The organism is Bradyrhizobium sp. BLXBL-03 (assembly GCF_051853015.1).
GTDB lineage: Bacteria > Pseudomonadota > Alphaproteobacteria > Rhizobiales > Xanthobacteraceae > Bradyrhizobium > Bradyrhizobium manausense.
Genome location: NZ_CP182470.1, coordinates 1,292,353 through 1,312,878 on the forward strand (window position 1 = coordinate 1,292,353; position 20,526 = coordinate 1,312,878).

16 protein-coding genes are annotated in these 20,526 nt (G+C 65.0%); 7 read left to right on the top strand and 9 right to left on the bottom strand.

Features of this window, described 5'->3' with window-relative positions; genetic code table 11:
* The first annotated feature begins 179 nt into the window (after positions 1 to 179).
* The 3 genes from ftsH to ACNJX9_RS06180 all read left to right on the top strand — a co-directional run bounded on the left by ftsH (position 180) and on the right by ACNJX9_RS06180 (position 4,741).
* Positions 180 to 2,102: an ATP-dependent zinc metalloprotease FtsH gene (gene ftsH / locus ACNJX9_RS06170; protein WP_057759153.1), complete on the top strand. Its 1,923-nt coding sequence runs from the start codon at positions 180 to 182 to the stop codon at positions 2,100 to 2,102.
* Between the two features lie 10 nt (positions 2,103 to 2,112).
* Positions 2,113 to 2,532, top strand: coding sequence for a DUF3052 domain-containing protein (locus tag ACNJX9_RS06175; RefSeq protein WP_439408153.1), 420 nt, complete (start codon positions 2,113 to 2,115; stop codon positions 2,530 to 2,532).
* Between the two features lie 1,003 nt (positions 2,533 to 3,535).
* Positions 3,536 to 4,741 (top strand): ABC transporter substrate-binding protein, encoded by a 1,206-nt coding sequence (locus tag ACNJX9_RS06180; protein WP_439408154.1) that lies wholly within the window; start codon positions 3,536 to 3,538, stop codon positions 4,739 to 4,741.
* Positions 4,742 to 4,915: 174 nt separating this feature from the next.
* Here the strand turns inward: ACNJX9_RS06180 and ACNJX9_RS06185 are convergent, their stop codons facing one another.
* The 3 genes from ACNJX9_RS06185 to ACNJX9_RS06195 all read right to left on the bottom strand — a co-directional run bounded on the left by ACNJX9_RS06185 (position 4,916) and on the right by ACNJX9_RS06195 (position 8,731).
* On the bottom strand, positions 4,916 to 5,239 hold the full coding sequence (locus ACNJX9_RS06185; protein WP_439408155.1) for a hypothetical protein: 324 nt from the start codon (positions 5,237 to 5,239) through the stop codon (positions 4,916 to 4,918).
* A gap of 181 nt (positions 5,240 to 5,420) precedes the next feature.
* Entirely contained in the window at positions 5,421 to 7,208 is a 1,788-nt protein-coding gene (locus tag ACNJX9_RS06190) for a hypothetical protein (protein WP_439408156.1), read from the bottom strand.
* Between the two features lie 11 nt (positions 7,209 to 7,219).
* Positions 7,220 to 8,731 (bottom strand): hypothetical protein, encoded by a 1,512-nt coding sequence (locus ACNJX9_RS06195; RefSeq protein ID WP_439408157.1) that lies wholly within the window; start codon positions 8,729 to 8,731, stop codon positions 7,220 to 7,222.
* 311 nt (positions 8,732 to 9,042) lie between these two features.
* Here ACNJX9_RS06195 and ACNJX9_RS06200 point away from each other — a divergent pair, with 311 nt between their 5' ends.
* Complete coding sequence (locus tag ACNJX9_RS06200) at positions 9,043 to 9,207, top strand: Flp family type IVb pilin (protein ID WP_057757281.1); 165 nt, start codon at positions 9,043 to 9,045, stop codon at positions 9,205 to 9,207.
* A gap of 272 nt (positions 9,208 to 9,479) precedes the next feature.
* Here the strand turns inward: ACNJX9_RS06200 and ACNJX9_RS06205 are convergent, their stop codons facing one another.
* Positions 9,480 to 10,733 (bottom strand): IS110 family transposase, encoded by a 1,254-nt coding sequence (locus ACNJX9_RS06205; RefSeq protein WP_057742012.1) that lies wholly within the window; start codon positions 10,731 to 10,733, stop codon positions 9,480 to 9,482.
* Between the two features lie 491 nt (positions 10,734 to 11,224).
* Positions 11,225 to 12,199: a phosphatase PAP2 family protein gene (locus ACNJX9_RS06210; protein ID WP_439408158.1), complete on the bottom strand. Its 975-nt coding sequence runs from the start codon at positions 12,197 to 12,199 to the stop codon at positions 11,225 to 11,227.
* Between the two features lie 258 nt (positions 12,200 to 12,457).
* Between ACNJX9_RS06210 and ACNJX9_RS06215 the strand changes: the two genes are divergently transcribed.
* A complete protein-coding gene (locus ACNJX9_RS06215; protein ID WP_057757575.1) occupies positions 12,458 to 13,138 on the top strand; it encodes a TetR/AcrR family transcriptional regulator in 681 nt (226 codons plus the stop codon).
* Positions 13,139 to 13,269: 131 nt separating this feature from the next.
* Here the strand turns inward: ACNJX9_RS06215 and pyk are convergent, their stop codons facing one another.
* On the bottom strand, positions 13,270 to 14,706 hold the full coding sequence (pyk, locus tag ACNJX9_RS06220; protein WP_057757285.1) for a pyruvate kinase: 1,437 nt from the start codon (positions 14,704 to 14,706) through the stop codon (positions 13,270 to 13,272).
* Positions 14,703 to 15,302, bottom strand: coding sequence for a DUF1036 domain-containing protein (locus ACNJX9_RS06225; protein WP_057757287.1), 600 nt, complete (start codon positions 15,300 to 15,302; stop codon positions 14,703 to 14,705). The genes pyk and ACNJX9_RS06225 overlap by 4 nt, the downstream gene beginning before the upstream one ends.
* A 169-nt stretch (positions 15,303 to 15,471) precedes the next feature.
* Between ACNJX9_RS06225 and ACNJX9_RS06230 the strand changes: the two genes are divergently transcribed.
* Positions 15,472 to 15,777 (top strand): DUF1244 domain-containing protein, encoded by a 306-nt coding sequence (locus tag ACNJX9_RS06230; protein WP_439408159.1) that lies wholly within the window; start codon positions 15,472 to 15,474, stop codon positions 15,775 to 15,777.
* Positions 15,778 to 16,007: 230 nt separating this feature from the next.
* A complete protein-coding gene (locus tag ACNJX9_RS06235; protein ID WP_008546273.1) occupies positions 16,008 to 16,280 on the top strand; it encodes a DUF2312 domain-containing protein in 273 nt (90 codons plus the stop codon).
* Positions 16,281 to 16,415: 135 nt separating this feature from the next.
* Here the strand turns inward: ACNJX9_RS06235 and ACNJX9_RS06240 are convergent, their stop codons facing one another.
* Positions 16,416 to 18,047: a DUF882 domain-containing protein gene (locus ACNJX9_RS06240; RefSeq protein ID WP_439408160.1), complete on the bottom strand. Its 1,632-nt coding sequence runs from the start codon at positions 18,045 to 18,047 to the stop codon at positions 16,416 to 16,418.
* Between the two features lie 271 nt (positions 18,048 to 18,318).
* The gene (locus ACNJX9_RS06245) at positions 18,319 to 20,514 is read right to left on the bottom strand and encodes a L,D-transpeptidase family protein (RefSeq protein ID WP_439408161.1); all 2,196 of its coding nucleotides are present in this window, start codon (positions 20,512 to 20,514) and stop codon (positions 18,319 to 18,321) included.
* Positions 20,515 to 20,526: the final 12 nt, after the last annotated feature.

The following is a 20,526-nucleotide window of genomic DNA, read 5'->3' on the forward strand; positions in this document are numbered from 1 at the left end:
GATGCCATTATTTCAGCGGGAATCGCCCTAAGATGGGATAAATAGTCCCATCTCGTTCCCTTGGCAGCGACCGGGGCGGCACCTAAATTGTATACGTCTAACGATGAGGATTCCTTGGGGATTTCCTCTGATTGCCCCAAGGATCAGGCCGCGATCCGCGCGACCACGAAGGAAGATCGATGAACGCCAATCTGCGCAATTTCGCCCTCTGGGTCATCATTGTTTTGCTGCTGTTGGCGTTGTTCACGCTCTTCCAGAATCCGGGTCAGCGCACGTCCTCGCAGGACATCGCCTTCTCGCAGCTGTTGAGCGACGTCGACCAGGGCCATGTCCGCGACGTCGTGATCCAGGGGCCGGACATCCACGGCACCTTCACCAACGGCTCGAGCTTCCAGACCTATGCGCCGAACGATCCGACGTTGGTGAAGCGCCTCTATGACAGCAAGGTGCAGATCACCGCGAAGCCGCCGGGCGACAACGTGCCGTGGTTCGTCTCGCTGCTGGTCTCCTGGCTGCCCTTCATCGCGCTGATCGGCGTCTGGATCTTCCTGTCGCGGCAGATGCAGGGCGGTGCCGGCAAGGCGATGGGCTTCGGCAAGTCGCGTGCGAAGATGCTGACCGAAGCGCATGGCCGCGTCACCTTCGAGGACGTGGCCGGCGTCGACGAAGCCAAGCAGGACCTGCAGGAGATCGTGGAGTTCTTGCGCGACCCCGGCAAATTCCAGCGCCTCGGCGGCCGCATTCCGCGCGGCGTGCTGCTGGTCGGCCCTCCCGGCACCGGCAAGACGCTGATCGCGCGCGCGGTCGCGGGCGAAGCCAACGTGCCGTTCTTCACCATTTCGGGTTCGGACTTCGTCGAGATGTTCGTCGGCGTCGGCGCCTCGCGTGTCCGCGACATGTTCGAGCAGGCCAAGAAGAACGCGCCCTGCATCATCTTCATCGACGAAATCGATGCGGTCGGTCGTCACCGCGGCGCCGGTCTCGGCGGCGGCAATGACGAGCGCGAGCAGACGCTGAACCAGCTGCTGGTCGAGATGGACGGCTTCGAGGCGAACGAGGGCGTGATCCTGATCGCGGCCACCAACCGCCCTGATGTGCTCGATCCCGCGCTGCTGCGTCCGGGCCGCTTCGACCGCCAGGTCGTGGTGCCCAATCCCGACGTCGTTGGCCGCGAGCAGATCCTCAAAGTCCATGTTCGTAAAGTCCCGCTGGCGCCCGATATCAACCTCAAGACCATCGCGCGCGGCACGCCCGGTTTCTCCGGCGCCGACCTGATGAATCTTGTGAACGAAGCCGCACTCACCGCTGCGCGCCGCAACAAGCGCATGGTGACCCAGGCCGAGTTCGAGGAAGCCAAGGACAAGGTGATGATGGGCGCCGAGCGCAAGTCGCTCGTCATGACCGAGGAAGAGAAGCTCTTGACGGCCTATCACGAGGGCGGCCACGCCATCGTCGGCCTCAACGTGCCCGCCACCGATCCGATCCACAAGGCGACCATCATCCCGCGCGGCCGTGCGCTCGGCATGGTCATGCAACTGCCCGAGCGCGACAAGCTGTCGATGTCACTGGAGCAGATGACCTCGCGCCTCGCCATCATGATGGGTGGCCGTGTCGCCGAAGAGCTGATCTTCGGCCGCGACAAGGTGACCTCGGGCGCGGCCTCCGACATCGAGCAGGCCACGCGCCTTGCCCGGATGATGGTGACGCGCTGGGGCCTGTCGGAAGAGCTCGGCACCGTCTCCTATGGCGAGAACCAGGACGAGGTGTTCCTGGGCATGTCGGTCTCGCGCACGCAGAATGCGTCCGAAGCGACCGTGCAGAAGATCGACTCCGAGATCCGCCGCCTGGTCGAGGAAGGCTACAAGGAAGCAACCCGCATTCTCACCGAGAAGCGCGCCGACCTCGAAGCGCTGGCCAAGGGCCTGCTCGAGTTCGAAACGCTCTCTGGCGACGAGATCGTCGACCTGCTCAAGGGCAAGAAGCCGAACCGCGAGTCCGTGCTGGAGCCGGCCACGCCGCGCGCCTCCGCCGTGCCCCCGGCCGGCAAGTCGCGCCCGCGTCCCGATCCGGATCCCGGCCTGGAGCCGCAGCCGCAGGCGTAACGCTTCGGCCATGGCCGCATATTCCGGCAAACCGTTAGTGCAAAAGCTCGGCATCAAGCCGGGCTTTTGCATTTTTGTGGACGGCCTTGGCGCCCCCTATCGCAACGTCGTCGGCGATCTCCCTGATGGCGTGAGCATCGCCAACACGGCCAAGCCACCGCTCGACATGGTGCATCTCTTCGCGGCCGAGGCCAAAGGCCTCGCCGCCAAGCTGCGCAACTACCGCAAGGCGATCGCGCCCGACGGCATGATCTGGGCGTCCTGGCCGAAGAAAGCGTCGGGCGTTGCGACCGACGTCACCGAAGCCCTGGTGCGCGAGACCGCGCTCGCGAACGGCCTCGTCGATATCAAGATCTGCGCGGTCGACGATGTCTGGTCCGGCCTCAAGCTCGTGATCCCCGTGAAGGATCGCGCGAAAAAGGCGAAGTAGCATCAGCGCCGGTGGCGAATGGACCCTCCAGCCACACGCTCCGTCATTGCGAGCGCAGCGAAGCAATCCAGGAATGCATCCGTGGAAAGACTCTGGATTGCTTCGCTGCGCTCGCAACGACCTTGCGCCAGCAACAAAGGCAGTCTCGTAGGGCGGGCAAAGGCGCCCTTGCGCCGTGCCCACCACCTCTTGCCAATCGCGACAGGTGGTGGGCACGCTTGCGCTTTGCCCACCCTACGATATCTGCGCGCGCAATGACGGTGTCGATGCAGTGCGCCAGCAACAAAGGCAGTCTCGTAGGGTGGGCAAAAGCGCCTTGCGCGGTGTCCATCACCTCTCGCCAATCGCGACAGGTGGTGGGCACGCTTGCGCTTTGCCCACCCTACGATATCTGCGCGCGCAATGACGGTGTCGATGCAGTGCGCCAGCAACAAAGGCAGTCTCGTAGGGTGGGCAAAGGCGCCCTTGCGCCGTGCCCACCACCTCTTGCCAATCGCGACAGGTGGTGGGCACGCTTGCGCTTGCCCCCTACAATATCTGCGCTCGCAATGACGGTGTCGATGCAGTGCGCCAGCAACAAAGGCAGTCTCGTAGGCTGGGCAAAGGCGCCCTTGCGCGGTGCCCATCACCTCTCGCCAATCGCGACAGGTGGTGGGCACGCTTGCGCTTTGCCCCCTACAATATCTGCGCGCGCAATGACGGTGTCGATGCAGTGCGCCAGCAACAAAGGCAGTCCCGGAGGGTGGGCAAAAGCGCCTTGCGCGGTGCCCATCACCTCTCGCCAATCGCGACAGGTGGTGGGCACGCTTGCGCTTTGCCCACCCTACGATATCTGCGCTCGTGGTACGCCGCAGAGCCGGGGCAGCGCTCTCGCGTTGCGGCGCGTCCGGGACACGAGACCCCCGGCCGCGAATGGGTCTTGGCAGCGATGCGACCGTCGTGACATGCTCGGCCTCAAACAAAGGCGCGGAGTGATCGCGCCGACAAAGGGGAGGGTAGACCGATGCGCTTCGTGGCCGCGTTGGGCGCGCTTGGCGCCGTTTCAATCCTGCTATCGCCAACCTTGTCGCTCGCCGCCGAGATGCGCGGCGTCACCGCAACCGAGATCAGGATCGGCCAGACCATGCCCTATAGCGGGCCGGTCTCCGCCTTTGGCGCGCTCGGCAAGGGCGAGGTCGGCTATTTCAAGATGCTGAACGACAAGGGCGGCATCAACGGCCGCAAGGTCAATCTGATCTCGCTCGACGACAGCTACGCACCGCCGAAATCGGTCGAGCAGACCCGAAGGCTGGTGGAGAGCGACGAGGTCGCGCTGATCTTCTCCTCGATCGGCACGGCGCATAACACCGCGATCGCAAAGTACCTCCAGTCTAAGAACGTGCCGCAGCTCTTCATCGGCTCCGGCGCCTCCAAATTCGCCGACATCACACAATATCCGCAGGCGACCATGGGCGTGCAGGGTCCGTTCCGCTACGAGGCCCGGCTCTATGCGCGCTATGCATTGGCGAAAAACCCCAACGCGAAGTTCGCGGTGATCTCGCAGAACGACGATTATGGCCGCGACTATCTCGCCGGCCTCAAGGACGTGCTTGGCGAGAAATACGATGCCGTCGTCACCGTCGCGACCTACGAGATCCAGGACCCGACCATCGATTCCCAGATCGTCAAGCTGAAAGCCTCAGGCGCCGACGTGTTCGTGATCGCGGCGACGCCGAAATTCGCGGCACAAGCGATCCGCAAGTCCTTCGAGATCGGCTGGCGTCCCATGACCTTCCTGTCCAACGTCGCGGTCTGGATCTCGACGGTGATGGAGCCTGCCGGCGTCGAAGCCGGCACCGGCATTCTCTCCACGGCCTATGTGAAGGACCCCGATGATCCCGCCTGGAAGGACGATCCCGGCGTCAAGGCCTGGCGCGACTTCATGACGAAGTATGTGCCTGAAGCCGACCAGCACGATACCAACTACGTCAATGCCTATAACAGCGCGATGGCGCTGGAAGCCGTGCTGAAAGCCTGCGGCGACGATCTGTCGACCGAGAACATCCTGAAGCAGGCATTTTCGATTCACGACCTCGAACTGCCGATGCTGCTCCCCGGCATCAAGATCAACACCAGCGCGACCGACCACGTCCCGGTCGACCAGATGCAGTTCATGCGCTTCAACGGCAAGACCTGGGAGCGCTTTGGCGAGTTGCAGACGGGGAATTGAGGGGGCGAAGCTCGCGAAACAACTCCGCTATCATAGGGTGGTCGACACGCCCGAAGGCAATTGGTCGCAAGCTCTCGTGCCCCGGACCGGACGCGGTGCGGCGCGAAGTGCCGCTCCGCAGAGCCGGGGCCCAGTCAGCCGGGGCCACGTCTCCGCACAGCACCGGCTCCGCATTCACGACGCCAGCCGAAGCCAGACGTCCCGGCTCGCCAGCGTCCCGTCAGGCGTTGCAATCTCCAGGTCCACCACGTGCAGGGAGTGGTCCCCGTAGACATATTTCAGGTGCCAGATCAGCCCCAGGTCCGGCGTGATGAGGAAATCATCGAGCCCGTCGGTGATCGCCCGCACCGCCTCCCGGTGCGTCAGGGGCGCCGAAAACATCGCATCGATCAGATTGGAGAGGCTCATGCCTTCGACCAGCATCAGGCGCGCGACGTCGTCACCATGGACGTGGCGGAGCGCCGAGACGATGACGGCGATGGCGTCGGGATTTTTCATGACACTGTTGGTTCCAGGCCAGCTAACGTAGCCCGGATGGAGCGGTAGCGTAATCCGGGATTGGTAGCTTAAAGAAGGCCCCGGATTGCGCTACCGCTCCATCCGGGCTACGGCCGCTCTGTTGCTGCGCCTCCCGTAACATCCCGCGCCTGCACCATCGCAATCTCCGCTTCGCGCTCCCTTACTTGCGCAGGCGCCAGACCGTCCAGCCGGGTTTCGATACGGCCTGCACGGGCTCCAGATAGTCCGGAGCTTCACCGCGGCCGAGATGTGCGGCAAGACCCTCCGGCGCGATGCGGACGAGATCCTCCTGATCGAAGGAGCCGTTGCAGGTCAGGATATAGTCGACTTGCCGCGCGCGCAGCATGTCGTGGGCGGCCTCAGGTGCTGCTGTCATCGCGTGCACCATGGCGAGGTTGCCGTCATTGTTGCGGTGATAGGGACCAGCGAAGACGGCGTGTTCCGTCGCCGCCAGGATCGCAGGACCGGAATCGATCGGCGCCATCATCCGTCCGGGCGGCAGGTCGGCGAGCGCTGCGGCGCTGGAGATGGTCTGGCAGGACGCCGCGGGATCGGGCATCGCGATCTTGGGTCCGCCTGTGCCGGCAGCGAACGCCGGCCAGACCGCAAGGCCGATGCCTCCAAGTGTGGCGGGCGACAGCAGCAGCGCGACGCGGACCAGCCGCCAACCGGCCACGATTTCAGTGCGAAGCCGGACAATTCCGGCGACGCATAGCGGGGCGGCAACGATGTTGGCGGCAGCGGCGCCGCGCAATTCCCACAGGCTCTCGCCGCACAGCGCCGCGAGCGTGATGGTCGAGACGATCCAGCGAAAGCGTGTTTGCGGCGTGCAGCCGATCACGGCGGCCGTGCACAGGCCGAGCGTCAGCAATGGAAACGCGTAATAGCCGAGCAGCTTTTGCGGCTGCATCTGTGCCAGTTCGCTCACCGACATGGTCTCGACGACGCGGCCAAGCCAGAAGCTGACAAGCAGGGGGTCGACCTGCGCATAGGGCGAGGCAACGCAGCTCGGATACGATCTGTCGAATGCGCCGAGCAGGAGCGCACCTGCAATCCCGCTCGCCGCGAATCGCGTCCACACGCCGTCGCGCATGCGGGCAACACCGGCAACCGCGAGCAGGGCGACGCCGCCGCCCGCACACAGCAGCAGGACAGGCCCGCCGAAGGCATCGCAGACCGGCCTGGTGAGACTGTTGATCGGCAGCAGCAGCAGCGCCAGCAGCAGCGAGGAGCCGGCAAGGCCCGCACCAAAGGCGCAGGCGGGGCGCAGGACGTCAGTGCCTTTCCACACCAAGAGCCCCACAACGACCGCGCTCGCCATGGCGATGGCAGGCAGCATTTCCAATCCGACCGCCAGCGAAAGCGCGCCGCACAACCCGGCCAAAGCTGCCCTGTCCGCACGGTGTTCCAGAGCACAGATGCAGAGCACGAAGCCGAGCAGCAGCACGATCTGCAGGTTGTGATGGTCGATCGCGCCGGCCCGGAAGTGGATCAGGGCGGGGATCGACAGCGCCGTGACCACAATCGCCGCAAGCTGTGCCCGCTCCCTGTCTTCAGGGGCGCAGGCCTGGCTTGCGATCGTCGCTGCGAGCCACAGCGCCGCGCCCATCAGCAGCGACGGCCACAGCACCAGCGTCAGCACTTCGGCAAGATGCTGGCCGAGCAGCGGGCGCAACACGAGGATCAGCACGGCCAGGGGCGCATCGACGATGCGGGACCAGTGCATGGCAATTCCGGGCGGGTCGAGCCGGTATTGGGTCAGGTCGAACCAGCCCTGGCCGGCCAGAAGATCACGCACCTCGACCAGACGCAGGGCGTCGTCGGTCGACAGCGTGTCGAACACACCGGCCTTGATCGCGGGAAGTCCGAGCGCGACCACGATCATTGCCCAGACGATCGCAAGCACGATCGCTGGCTTCGGCTCTGTGGTCGATCGTGGCGGCGACATTGTCCGGCGTCTCAATTTGAGTGCGTGGACATGGGCGCGTTGCCCGCGCTCGCCTCGTCATCCCGCACATGGATCACGGCGATGTTGTCGGCATAGAGCCGTTTCCAGCCCTTGATATGATCGAGCACCTGGGCGGCGGGGCTGTCGGCGACCAGCAGCGTGGCGTCGATCTTGTACTCTTCGAGCAGCCGCGTCAGATTATCGAGCTTCTTGACCTCGATCGCCCTGAAGAAGTCCATCACGAACTTCTCGCCATAGAGCTCGGCGCGGCCGTCGACGAAGACAGGGATGTCGCGCGAGATCAAATAGCCGCCGAACTGGTAGGCATTGAAGATGCGCTGTGCCTTGCGCTGCTGCAGCAGATCGACGGCGGCGACCGGCGTCTGGTCCATCGTGAAGGTGAAGCGGTGATGCGACATGTAGATCGAGGTCGAGGTCCAGGCCGCGGCCGCGATCATCAGCGCGCCCATGACAGTGACATAGCGCGCCGGCGGGCTCTCGTTGCCTTGCTCAGTATCTTGCGGAGCTTGCGGCAGCGGCGACTTTTCGCCGAGCGGCTTTGCCAGCGCCAGCGGCACCAGGAAGGCAAAGGCCTCGATGCTCCTGACATGGGTCAGCCCCATCCAGGTGAACAGCAGGACCAGGAGAATGCGCGGCGGCGACAGCGTCAGGCCGCGAAACAGGCCGATCGCGATCAGGCCAAGGATCGCGCCTTCGAATGCGGAGAACGAAGCGAAATTCGCCGGCATCCATTCCGAGATGACCGACAGCAATTCGCCGAGATTGAGGATGTTGGTCGCGCCCAGCAGCGTGCGCCAGCCATAGGGCGTGACGCAGGCAGCGATCATCGCAGCGACGCCGAACAGGAACCAGCGCGCGAGCAGGCGGATCTGCTTGGCCGAATCCAGCGTCCAGATCGCCTCTAACGCCATCGGGCCGATCAGCACGAGGCCCAGCACGAAGCCGCCATGCAGGTTCGCCCACAGCGACATCAGCGGCAGCCACGCCCAGGACGGCGTGACCTTGCGGTCGGCGGCATTCATGAGAATGCCGACCCAGGCGATCATCACCGGCAGCGCCAGCATATGGGGCCGCGTCAGGATGTGATGCAGCGACAGCAGCACCGCCAGCATCGCGAACAGCACCGAGCGCGGAATTTCGAGATGGGCGTCGAGCAGATGGACAAAGATCGCAACTGACGCCGCAATCGCAAGCGCGGTGAGGATGACAGGCCCGGCCCAGTCCCATTGCGCGAAAGTGATGGCGTACAGAATTTGAGACAGCCAGGACGTCGAGATCCAGGGCTCGCCTGGCCGCGTGAAGGAATAGAAGTCGGTATAGGGCAGGGCGTGGTGGTCGAGGATCCACTGTCCGATCTTGATCTGCCAGAAGGAGTCGGAGTCCTGAAGCAGCGTGTCGCCGACATAAAGGAAGAAGAGATAGGCGCCCGCGCCGGCACACAGCGGCACCAGCGCTCGCGCGCGGCTCTGCACGGCGATGCTGTTGGTGAAGGAAAGCGACATGCCGCCTCGTCTTGTTCTTGGGTGTGTTTTCTTGGGTGTCTTGGCCGAGCGGGCGGCATTGGACCATGGCGGTCATAACTTTCGAGTAAATCGTCTCGATCACTATTTTTGCGTCCGCGCAATTTAACCGGTTGTTTTCAATTTCGGTTTACCATCGGCCAATACATGCCATTTGTTCCCGGTTTACGCAGTCGAATTAACTGCGACGCAAGTCTTTGCCTTTACGTTCAGTTCCATGGTCGGGCGGCGCTGGGAAGCCGAAGAAACCAGACCAGACCAGTTGAAGCCTCGTGTACTTTTTGGAGCAGTCTATGAAGAACCTCGTTTCGCGTTTCGTGAAGGACGAATCCGGCGCCACCGCCATCGAATACGGCCTGATCGCCGCCGGCATCGCGCTGGCGATCATCACCGTCGTCAACAACCTCGGCTCGACCCTGAACACCAAGTTCGGCTCGATCTCGACCAGCCTCAAGTAAGCCAGAGACGAATTCAGAGCTCAGAGCCCCGTCCTCGGACGGGGCTCTTTTCGTTTGGGTTGGCATTGAAGGTCTCGTAGGACCTCCTACCCTTCGTCAAGGGTGGGAGTCCCTGACAGATAACCATAGCACCGTGCTCGACGCTATCCAGGACGCTTCGCGCCGGCTTTGCCGGTGCCTATGGCATCCTGGACAGCGTCTGCGCGCGGCGCTCTTGCGTTCGGCAGGTCGGGACGAAGGAACGGTCGCATGCGGCCGAACAAAGGAACGGCTCAGCCTGCTGCCGAGATCTTCGCGCTGTTGTGGTCTGCGTCGTAGGGCGTCTGGTGCTTGAGCGTCGCGCACAAGGCAAAGAGCAGGCGATCTCCCACACCACGCAGCGCACGCGCATGGCCGTGTCCGCGCTGCCGCAAAGCATCATAGCGTCGCCGGGCTGCGGCGTCGTATTGAAGCGCGCCGCGCGACCAGTGATGAACGGCGCTTTGCAGCCGCCTGTTGCAGGCCAGGCGGCGGATCACGAAGCGTTGCTTGCCGCTTTGCCGCGTCACCGGTGCGACCCCTGCCAAGGCGCGCAAGGCGTGGTAGTCTCGTCTGCGCAGAGGCTCGGTGGCCTCGACGAGCAGTGTGGCGAGAACGATCCTGCCGATTCCCGGCCAGGAGCGAAGGATCGCCACGTCACACTGCTCGGGATTCTGCCCCGCGGGGCTCTCCTGTTCTTCGAGCTTGGCGCACAGGCGGTCCAGGCTGTGCTGCGCTTCCTTGATTTGCTGATTGACCAGGCGCAGACGGGCCGCGAGGCTGCGGATATGCACGCACGCAGCCTCCGTCGTGCCCGGTGCCACGAGCAGGGGTGTCTCGCGCAAAGTCTTGAGCACCGTCGCCGCATCGAGGCGGCGGATACGATAGGCGCTGAGGATGCGCGCGATCGCCTTGTCGCTGGCCTTGGCCGCGCTGTCCGGCGTCGGCACCTTTTGCCAAAGTGCCAGGAACCAGTCGTCGGCGACATCGTCGGTCAGCTTGGCCGCTTGGGGATAGTACCGCCACAACTGCTGACGCAGGCGATTGGCAAGCCGCGTGCGCTCCTGCTGCAGCTCCTCCGCCATGCGCGACCACTCGCGCAGCTCGATCACCACCGGATTGTCGGCCGCAAGCTGGCGGAAGGCCGCACAGTCCGTACGCAATGAGCTTCCGAGCACATGAGCGTCGCGGCGATCATCCTTGGCACCGGCCACCGTGAAGCGATCCCGGAAGCGGTCGAGTTGCTTGGGATTGATGGCAAAGACCATAAAACCATGCTCGAGCAGCATCTCCACCACTGGGCCATGCGGCGTCTCGATTGCCACCGCGATCTGTCCCGGTGCGGCCTTGGTCTTTTCGACCAGCCAATCACACAGCTCCGTCAGTCCGGCTCCGCCATGCGCAAAGTCGCGCTGGCCGGCCGGCCGTCCTTCCGCATCCAGCAGGCAAACGCAATGACTCCGCGTTGCCCAATCGATCCCGACGAACCATTGCACGTCCTTGACCATCGTTGGATCTCCTCGCTCTCAAAGCGGGCCAACCGCGATCCTGATCGATCCCTGTACTGGCGCTCTCGGCGCAATGACCTCCTACTGGATCTCGATCGCGGACGTTCCGCTGGGGCGCGGTTCCTACGTGGGTGCTCAAGGGCACGGGTGGACAAGGCTGCTCCCGACGGATCGGCCCGAATGGCCAGTCTACACCTCTAGGCCGGCCATGAACGTCAGAAGAGGTACAGGGTGGGCAAGGCGACAGCGTGCCCACGTCACGTAGATTGTCCGCACGTGTATCCCCGCGTCATTGCGAGCGCAGCGAAGCAATCCAGACTATCTCCGCGGAGGGCTTGCTGGATTGCTTCGCTGCGCTCGCAATGACGAGGACGCGGCAGCCACTTGGCGCAACTACGGAGAGATGGTGGGCACGGCGCTGCGCGCCTTTGCCCACCCTACGAGAGCTGCTGTTGTGATTGATAGCGGCGTGACGCAAGCCGCCCGCGCTTTTATTCCGCGAGACTGGGCTGCCACACCGCCGGCGCTGCCGGGACCCGCGCGGTGCGGTTCATCCATGCCAGATAGGCCTTCGCCGCCCAGATCGAAGCTGCCGCGAGCGCAACACCACCAGCGACGTCGACGATGTAATGCGCGCCGATGACAGGCGTTGCCGCGATCATCATGAGGTTGAGGGCGGCCGCAACACCGCCGATGCGCCGCACCGGCCACAGCGCCCACATGTAGAACACGGCGGATGCGGCATGGAAGCTCGGGAACGAGACGATGCCGGACAGGAAGAACAGTCGCAGCTCGTGCAGGCTGCCGTCGCGTAAGCCCAGGATATCGCGCAACTGTCCGGCGTAGATCGCGGTGTTGATGTCGGGGATTTGGGCCGCGGGCAATTGCAATCCGTAATAGGTGCCGATCGCCGGCAAGAGTGCCGAGACCGCGATGGTGACGGCAAGCCCAAGACTCATGGCCAGCATGAACAATTGCAGGCGTACATAACGCGCCGTCAGCGTCAGCACGACGGGCACGAACAGCAGGGGCCATTTGATCAGGCCGTAGCTGCGCGACAGGATGTCGGCGAGCCAGGGGTGATCGTTGACGAAGCGCGCGATCGGCTCGGGATCGAGGCCGAGTGCGCGATCGATCGCGAGCAGCGCCTGGTCCTGCAGCGGAAAGCCCAGGATGCCGGCGACGTAGCTGAGCGGTCCGACGATCGCGCAGGTGATGATCACCTGGCCGATCGTACCAAGCGAGAAGATCAGCTTCGGATCGGCAAGATCGCCTTTGGCGATGCGGTGGCGATAGGCGATGCCGACCAAGAGTGCGGCGATTGCCAGCGTAACGCCATAGGCGACGGGCTCGAGCCTGAGGCCGGTGACGGATAGGCCGAGCACCAGCAGGCCGCCCATGATCGCGATGGGAAGCCAGTTCAAATGGAAGAGCTGCCAGGCGGTCTTGGCGTCCGTGTCGAGCATGGCTGCACCGGGTTGGATCGCAGCGACAGTCACTGACCGCCTTTAAGACCGCGGTAAAAAGTGTGGTTAGCCGTTCACCAATGGATTCCCCGCACTTTGAGCGGTTTGCAATGCAGCGTTTCGCGTGTGAGCGCTTTTGCTGCTTGTCATCCACCCTGAATAGTTGTTCAGTCCTTGCGGGGCGATTTGCAGCGAATTCAGTGACGAAGCGTTCGGCCGCGGGGCGTGCGGCAGGCGTGGTGGGACAGGAAGCGCGCCATGGTTTATCGGCGGACGCATCAAGTGGTTAAGCGCCTTGCGGCTCGGCGCAGCGCCATCCTGGCGGCGGCAAGGGAAGCCGCAGCCGAAGGCGGCATGGCGGCGGTGCAGATCGCGCCGGTCGCCGTCAGGGCCAATGTGGCGGCCGGCACCGTCTACCGCTACTTCCCCTCCAAGGCCGAGCTGATCTCCGAACTGATTTCCGAAGTCTCCCGCGACGAGCTCGCGGCCATCCGCCGGGCGGCTGATGCCGCGCCGGGGCCGTCCTCGGCGCTGGCGGCGGCCGTGACCACCGTTGCGGTCCATACGCTGTCGCAGCGCCGCCTCGCCTGGGGCATTTTGGCTGAGCCTGTCGATGTCGATGTCAGCGCCTCCAGGCTGGCCAGCCGCCGGGAGATCGCGGGCGAGATCGCCGGGCGGATCGACGCGGCGGTGCGCGCCGGCCATCTGCCGGCGCAGGACACGGCGCTGGCCGCAACTGCGCTGCTGGGTGCGCTGCATGAGGCCCTGGTCGGTCCGCTCGCGCCCGACAATCTCGAAGATCCCGTCAAGATGCGCGACGCCGTCCAGACCGTGACGCTGCTGGCGCTGCGCGCCGTCGGCGTCATGGACGCCCGCGCCAGGGGGCTGGTGGTGCAGCAGACCTTGCTGCCGACGACCAAGGCGCTGGTCGGGGCCTGAGAAGACCCGGCCCCGCCCAGGCATTTGCCTGAGCTGGCCTTTTCCCAAAGCCCGCGCAAGGCAGCCGGATTCAGCCGGCTACTGTGCATGGGGTTGTTTTCGGAAGTGTGCGTTGCCGGCCGGCGGCCGCCTCACATATTGGCGTCGCCCTCGGGGCCGACGGAGGCGATGCGCACCATGTTGGTGGTGCCGGGAATGCCGAGCGGCACGCCGGCGACGATGATCACGCGCTGGCCGGCGCGGACGAAACCGTCGCGGAAGGCGATCTGGCCGGCGCGGCTCACCATGTCGTCCTGGTCGCGCGCATCTTCGGCCACCACGCAATGCACGCCCCATACGGCGGCAAGCCGGCGGCCGGCGGTGATGTTGGGCGTGATCGCCACGATCGGCGGCTTCGGCCGCTCGCGCGCCACGCGCACCGCGGTCGAGCCGGATGAGGTCCAGCAGATCAAGGCGGGCAGGTCGAGCGTCTCGGCGATCTGCCGCGCGGCGTCCGCGATGGCATCGCCTGCGGTGGATTCCGGCGCGGGCCGCTGGGCGGTGATCACGGACCGGTAGGTCGGGTCGCGCTCGACCTCTTCGCCGATGCGGTTCATGGTCGAGACCGCCTCGACCGGGAATTTGCCGGCCGCCGATTCCGCCGACAGCATGATGGCGTCGGCGCCCTCATAGACGGCGGTGGCGACGTCGGAGACCTCGGCGCGGGTCGGCACCGGCGACTGGATCATCGATTCCAGCATCTGCGTCGCGATCACCACCGGTTTGCCGGCGCGGCGCGCCATGCGCGTCATCTGCTTCTGCAGGCTCGGCACGCGCTCGAGCGGCAATTCGACGCCGAGGTCGCCGCGCGCCACCATCAGCGCGTCGGAGGCCTCGATGATGTCGGCGAGGCGGTCGATCGCCTGCGGCTTCTCGATCTTGGCCATCACGGCGGCGCGGCCGCGGATCATCTTCTTGGCTTCGATCACGTCGTCCGCGCGCTGCACGAAGGACAGCGCGATCCAGTCGACGCCGGTGACGAGGGCCGCCTCGAGGTCGGCGCGGTCCTTCGGCGTCATCGCCGAGACCGGCAGGTCGGTGTCGGGCAGGCTGACGCCCTTGCGGTCAGACATCTTGCCGCCGACCACGACGCGCGTGACCGCGTGTTCCTTGGTGGTCTCCTCGGCGATCAGCCGCACCTTGCCGTCGTCGAGCAGCAGCGCATGGCCAGGCCGCAGCGCGGCCAGGATCTCCGGATGGGGAAGGTTGACGCGGGTGGCATCGCCCGGCGCCTTGTCGGAATCCAGCGTGAAGGTCTGCCCGTTCTGAAGCTGCACCGCGCCTTCAGCGAAGGCGCCGAGGCGGAGCTTCGGGCCCTGGAGATCGACCAGGATGCCGATCGGGCGGCCGTAGCTGCTCTCGACATTGCGGATCGTCGCCACCAGCTCCCGCATCTTGTCATGCGGTGTGTGGCTCATGTTGATGCGGAACACGTCGGCGCCGGCCTCGAACAGGCGGCGGATCATCGCGAGGTCCGACGAGGCAGGTCCGAGAGTCGCGAGAATCTTGATACGGCGAAGACGCCTCATGGCTTATTCCCAGACGGTGGCGAGGGGGCTGGCGGAAGGCCAGGTGCGGCGGGGGGCGTACCACCGGGCGGACTATTGGGCAAACCCGGGACGCCGCCACCAGGGCCGACAGGGCCGGGCATGCCGGGGACACGCTGCTGCGTCGAAGGCTGCTCGTTGGCGTCGGTGAGCTGCACCGTCCAGGCTCGCTGCTCGCCGGTGTCGACCTCGAAATAGCCGGTCCGGTCATAGCCGCGCGCCAGGCAGTCCTCGGTGCCGCGGATGGTGAATTCCTTGTCGCGCGAGCACATGAAGGCCTGCCCCGACCATTCGCCGCCGCGGTCATAGTCGATGGCGTAGATGTAATAGTAGCGGGCGACCAGCGTACCCCGCAGCAGGGTCTCGCAGGAGCGGGACGAGATGTTCCACCAGCCCTCGGTGGTCCAGCCGTCGGCGTCCTTGTAGCCGAGCGCGATACCGACCCGGCTTGAGGTGTTGTTGCAGAGGCGGAAGTCGGCCGAGGCCGGGCTGGTCCAGAGGCATAGCAGCGCAACGGCCAGCACCGGGACTATCAGGGTGAGCAGGCGAAGGGGGGAGCGGGGAGATTCGGCGATCATTGTCGCGGAACGTATACCAGATGATTGACGATTTGGCGTAGGCCCGGGGAACTGCCCATTTGCTGGCCCAGCCGCCGTTTGCGCCGCGATATGGCAAAATCTGTGACAGCACCCCACCTGATCCCGTAAGGGTGACCACCATCAAGGGGCACAGCCGAGGATTCCTGCCATGGCCATCGACGACAAAACCAGAACGGAACTCGAGGCGGCCGCGTTCCGGCGGCTGGTCGATCACCTGAGGATGCGAACCGACGTCCAGAACGTCGACCTGATGAATCTGGCCGGATTCTGCCGCAACTGCCTGTCGAACTGGCTCAAGGACGCCGCGGATGCCCAGGGCGTGAGCTTGAGCAAGGATGAGAGCCGGGAAGCCGTCTACGGCATGCCCTACGAGACCTGGAAGGCGAAGTACCAGGGTACGGCGAGCCCCGGGCAGCTCGAGGCGATGAAGAAGGTCCATCCCCACAATCACTGAGCGTTTCGTTCCGTCATTCCGGGGCGATGCAAAGCATCGAACCCGGAATCTCGAGATTCCGGGTTCGCCCTGGGGGCGTCCCGGAATGACAACATCATCTCCTGTGGGCGCGCTGTGGACGAGCGCGATGCTTGCTTGAACGCGGCAGGCGCCATCCCTAAGGGTCTATCCAGCACGCGCGGTGGATGCCGGCGTCACCCCGTTTTGCCAGTTCCATTGGGAGTACCAAGATGGCCACCTCCGCCGCCGTCCGCGACGACGAGCCCGCGACGAAATTTGCCAAGGACCAGCTCAAATCCATCATCGAGCGTATCGAGCGGCTGGAGGAAGAGAAGAAGGCGATCTCCGACGACATCCGCGACGTCTATGCCGAGAGCAAGGGCAACGGCTACGACGTCAAGGCGCTGCGCACCATCGTGCGCCTGCGCAAGCAGGACCCCAACGAGCGCGCCGAGGCCGAGACGATTCTCGAGACCTACATGCAGGCGCTGGGAATGATCTGAGGCGTTCGCGCTTCAGGCACCATTGCCGTAGCCCGGATGGAGCGCAGCGAAATCCGGGGCCGTCGTTGTTCGCGGCACGAATCCCGGATTGCGCTGCGCTTCATCCGGGCTGCGAGAGGGTGAAGGCGATGCGTCTCAGCGCAGCGCGGCCGTGCGCATGACGAACGACGTCGTCTCGATCTTGGTGGTCGCGCTGCCCGAGAAACTGTCGCAGGACAGGCCCTGCATCGGATCGTCGGTGAAGCCCATTGCGACCACGGCCTGCGGCTTGACGAAATAGGCGCGCATCGCCGCCATATCGAGCTCGCCCATCAGCGTCACCGACATCGCGCGGCTGGCGCTCGGCGACAGCATCACGATCTTGAGCCAGATGCTCTCGCCCTTGGCGGCGGAGAGGCGGGTTGCGGTTGCGATCATGCCGTCGGTGCTCTTGCCGACGACGCTATTGATCTCGGTGGCCGGCGCACCGTTGCGGGCCGTGGACGCCGGACGCGCGCCGCGCGGGATCGGCGCCGAGGCGGCGACGACGCGGGCCCGGTCGACGGGCGAAGCAGAAGCGGGCGCAAAGGCCAGCGCCTGATAGGCGGCACTGGAGACGCTCGCGGTCGGTTGCGGATCTGTCGCGGCGGCAAGCGCCTGGCGCGCCTTCAACGCGGCGATCTGCGCCGGCGTCGCCTGCTGCGGTGTGGCCGGAGCATCCCAGAAGCCGCGGGCATTGATGATGTCGGCCGGGGATTCGAGCTTGCCGGCTGCCGGCTTGTCAGCCACGGGCTCGGGCTTCGGCTCGGCTTTCGGTTTGGGCGGCGCAACGAGCTGGGCATCGGCCGAGGCGAGCTGGATGGCGGAGACGGCGGACGGCTTGGCGCGCGGCGTCGGTACCGGATCGGCGGGCTTGCTTGCGGCGGCGACCACGGTCGGCGTGGCGGGCTTGGCGGTCGGGGCGGGAGCGCCCTCGTCATCCTCATCGGCACTGGCTGCCGGAGCCTGCTTGCCCCTGCTGAACAGGGAGGCGAAGAAGCCCGGCTTGCTGGCGCCGTCGTCGCCATCGCCGCGCCGCTCGATCTCGGCCTTGGCCAGCTCATAGCCCTTCAGCGGCACCCCGTCGGTCGGCAGATGCACCGTCTTTCCGTCCGGGAAGACGCGGGCGAGCTGGTCATGCGTCATGCGCGGCCAGTGCCGAATGCTGCCGGTGTCAAGATGCACGAAGGGCGAGCCTGATGTCGGGTAGAAGCCGACGCCGCCCCGCTGCAGGCGCAGGCCGGCGAAGCGGATCTGCTCCAGCGGCACGCCCGGAATGTAGAAGTCCATCGCGTGGCCCAGCATGTGCTGGCTGAACCGCGCCACGCCCGAGGAGCGGCGGCGGAGCATGGCGTTGGTGGCGGGGGAGCGATAGGAGGAGATGATCTGGATCGGCTGCTTGCCGTCGACGTCGCGATACACTTCCCAGAGGATGTCGAACAGGTGACGATCCATCACCGTCTCGTCCTGGGTGCGCCAGTCGCGCAGGAAATGGTTCAGCGTCTTCAGCGCGGCTTCGTCGTAGCGGCCGTCGCGCTTGAAGGTGACGGTGAGGTCTTCGCCGGAATGGGTGTGGTGGAAGGAGAGGGTCTTGGTTTCGTTCAGCGCGGCGGCGTTATGAACCGAGCCGGCAGCCGCAAGCAGCACCAGCGAGGCGAGGCCGATCCGAGATCCGACCTTCACTCCCGCATGGGACAATGACAACGCAGCGAATTTGCGTGCGAAACCAGTCAGCACGTATGAGCCCACCCAGTCGACGAGCGTTCAATGGACTCTCCCGCCAACCCCGTTAGCGCGCGAAAGAGGGTGAACGCTTTCTTAAAACGAGAAGGTTAATTCGAGGTTGACCTTCCCGCCCCCAAACCAAGTCAGACGACAATCCTAAGCGGTTGAGTGTGGCAAAAAAACGCCAGCAACCGGAACTCGGGCGGACAATGGTTAACGTTAAGCAACCCTATCCAGAGGAAAGGGTCGCTGATTTTATTGAAGAAATTAGGGAGTTGAGGCGCGGGACCTGATCTCAGCGGGTAAACACCCGCTGCGGCCGACGGCCGACCGGAGCCGGTGGTGGGGTCGGAGCCCCTCCACCGAACAGCCGCTCGAAGAAGTTCAGCCCCGACGAGCCGCCATTATTGGCGAACGTCACGCCTGACGGCAGCGTCGTTGCCGGGCGCGAATAGCTCGGCTGCGAATGGGCGACGACGTTCTCGAGGTCCTTGCCGCGGCCGTTCTTCAGGATGCTGATCATGGTCGCATCGCGGCCATAGACGTCCTTGCGGAATTGCAGCTTGCCGCCATCGTCCACGAACGCGGTTTGGTAGGTGATGTTGACCGGGATCGGCGTCGGGAATTTCAGGTCGATCTCACCGGAGCCATACATGCTGCGCACGCGCTCCGGGGTGTAGTGCTCGTTCGGCATGGTGATGTTGAGCAGCACCGAAGCATACTGATCCGGATTTTGCACGCGCATGCAGCCATGGCTGAAGGCGCGATCTTCCTTGGCGAACAGGTGCTTGTCCGGCGTGTCGTGCTGATAGACCAGGAACTTGTTCGGGAAGTTGAAGCGGATGCGGCCGAGCGCGTTGGCTTCACCGGGCGGCTGCGAAATGTGCACCGAGCCGTCGCGGTTCTGCTCGAGCCTCAGGCCCATGCGCTGAAGCACGGTCGGGTCCTGCTGCAGCGCCGGCAAATATTCGCCGTAGACGATCGACGGCGGCACGTTCCAGGTCGGGTTGACCGTAATGTACTTCATCGTCTCGGTCAGCAGGGGCGTAGCGTGCTGGCCCGGCTTGCCGGTGACGACGCGGGTGGTCCAGACCTGCTGGCCGTGCTGCATCACCTTCAGCGTGTAGTCGGGAATGTTGAGGATGACATAGGCATCGCCCAGCGAGGGCACGCCGAGGTCGCGCGGCAGCCAGCGCCAGCGCTCCATGTTCACCACCACAGTGTCGATCTGCTTGTCGCGCTTCGGGCTGTTCAGGGCCTTGACGGTCGGCGCGTCGAGCACGCCGGTCGCCTTCAGCTCGGCACCGTCCTGGAATTTGCGTACGGCTTCGGCAACCGTTGCGTCATAGTGGTCATCGCTGGCGTTCTCGGTGATGCCGAGCTTGGCACGAAGCTGTGGCACGCGCGGATCCTGCACGACGATTTCAGCCTGCTTCTTACCCTTGGCGGGGGTGTATTTCAGCGCGGGGCCGTCGGTGATCTCGATTACCGGACCGTCGCCCTGGCCGCGCAGCTTGGCGAGCTGCGCCTTCAGCTCCTTGTAGAGCTTCTGCGGCGGATTGTAGCTGTCGAGCGCGACGGACGCGTCAGCCGCCGTCGTGACCTTGGTGATCACCTCGCTCGGATCGATCGGATGCTCGGGATAGAGGATATCTGCGCTGACCTGCGACCAGTGCATGCGGCCGCTCTGCGCCTGGCGCGCATAGTCGAACATGCTGGCGGTGAGCTTCAGCTCGGCATCGGCGAGCGCATCAGGCGTCGTGGCGGCGCCGAAGTCAGGCACCGGATAGTCGGCTGGATTGAGGCCGTCGGAAGCCGCGTCCTTCAGCCGCGCGATCACACCCTTGGCCGCGGCGGTCAGGCTGCCGGCTTGCGTCCAGACCGGCGCAAAGTCGCGGGCGCCATAAAACTTCTCGGCAGCGGCACGTTCGTTCTTGCGGTCGAAATGGCGCGAGGTCTTTGAACCGAGGATGTCCTTGATCTTGTCGGCGACCGGCTGGTCGGCGGCAGGAACGTTGCTCGCGGCCTTGACCGGCTCGGCGGCCGGGGTTGCGGCTGCCGCCGCAGGTGCAGCGGGAGCGGCAGTCGGCGCGGCGGCCGTGTCAGCCTTTGCCGGTTCAGATTTGGCGGGTTCGGTGGTGGCCGTCTCGCTCTTCGGTGTGTCGGCGGCGGGCGTCGTGGCGATGTCGGCAGGTTTGGTCTCCACCTTCTCCGCGGCCGGAGCGGCTTCGGCCTTCACAGGCTCCTTCACCACGTCCTTCGGGCCGTCCTGAACGGTGGCGGTGGTGTCCAGCTTGATGTCGGATGCGGTCGGGGGCGGAACGTTTGCGGGCTCGGGGCGCGGGATCGCGGCTTCGATCGCAAGTTCGGCAGCGCTGCTGCGCGCCTGATCCTGTGCCAGCGCCGAGCCGGCCGACACCGTGAGGAAGGTCGCTGCAACCGCCGCCAGAACGCGGTCAAATCCTGCACGGTGGTTCAAACAGTCACGCATTGTATCGCACCC

What these genes read in the sequence shown, in the direction of transcription:
- ftsH (WP_057759153.1), top strand. Translation starts at nt 180, where the DNA reads ATGAACGCCAATCTGCGCAATTTCGCCCTCTGGGTCATCATTGTTTTG.
- ACNJX9_RS06175 (WP_439408153.1), top strand. Translation starts at nt 2,113, where the DNA reads ATGGCCGCATATTCCGGCAAACCGTTAGTGCAAAAGCTCGGCATCAAG.
- ACNJX9_RS06180 (WP_439408154.1), top strand. Translation starts at nt 3,536, where the DNA reads ATGCGCTTCGTGGCCGCGTTGGGCGCGCTTGGCGCCGTTTCAATCCTG.
- ACNJX9_RS06185 (WP_439408155.1), bottom strand. Translation starts at nt 5,239, where the DNA reads ATGAAAAATCCCGACGCCATCGCCGTCATCGTCTCGGCGCTCCGCCAC.
- ACNJX9_RS06190 (WP_439408156.1), bottom strand. Translation starts at nt 7,208, where the DNA reads ATGTCGCCGCCACGATCGACCACAGAGCCGAAGCCAGCGATCGTGCTT.
- ACNJX9_RS06195 (WP_439408157.1), bottom strand. Translation starts at nt 8,731, where the DNA reads ATGTCGCTTTCCTTCACCAACAGCATCGCCGTGCAGAGCCGCGCGCGA.
- ACNJX9_RS06200 (WP_057757281.1), top strand. Translation starts at nt 9,043, where the DNA reads ATGAAGAACCTCGTTTCGCGTTTCGTGAAGGACGAATCCGGCGCCACC.
- ACNJX9_RS06205 (WP_057742012.1), bottom strand. Translation starts at nt 10,733, where the DNA reads ATGGTCAAGGACGTGCAATGGTTCGTCGGGATCGATTGGGCAACGCGG.
- ACNJX9_RS06210 (WP_439408158.1), bottom strand. Translation starts at nt 12,199, where the DNA reads ATGCTCGACACGGACGCCAAGACCGCCTGGCAGCTCTTCCATTTGAAC.
- ACNJX9_RS06215 (WP_057757575.1), top strand. Translation starts at nt 12,458, where the DNA reads ATGGTTTATCGGCGGACGCATCAAGTGGTTAAGCGCCTTGCGGCTCGG.
- pyk (WP_057757285.1), bottom strand. Translation starts at nt 14,706, where the DNA reads ATGAGGCGTCTTCGCCGTATCAAGATTCTCGCGACTCTCGGACCTGCC.
- ACNJX9_RS06225 (WP_057757287.1), bottom strand. Translation starts at nt 15,302, where the DNA reads ATGATCGCCGAATCTCCCCGCTCCCCCCTTCGCCTGCTCACCCTGATA.
- ACNJX9_RS06230 (WP_439408159.1), top strand. Translation starts at nt 15,472, where the DNA reads ATGGCCATCGACGACAAAACCAGAACGGAACTCGAGGCGGCCGCGTTC.
- ACNJX9_RS06235 (WP_008546273.1), top strand. Translation starts at nt 16,008, where the DNA reads ATGGCCACCTCCGCCGCCGTCCGCGACGACGAGCCCGCGACGAAATTT.
- ACNJX9_RS06245 (WP_439408161.1), bottom strand. Translation starts at nt 20,514, where the DNA reads ATGCGTGACTGTTTGAACCACCGTGCAGGATTTGACCGCGTTCTGGCG.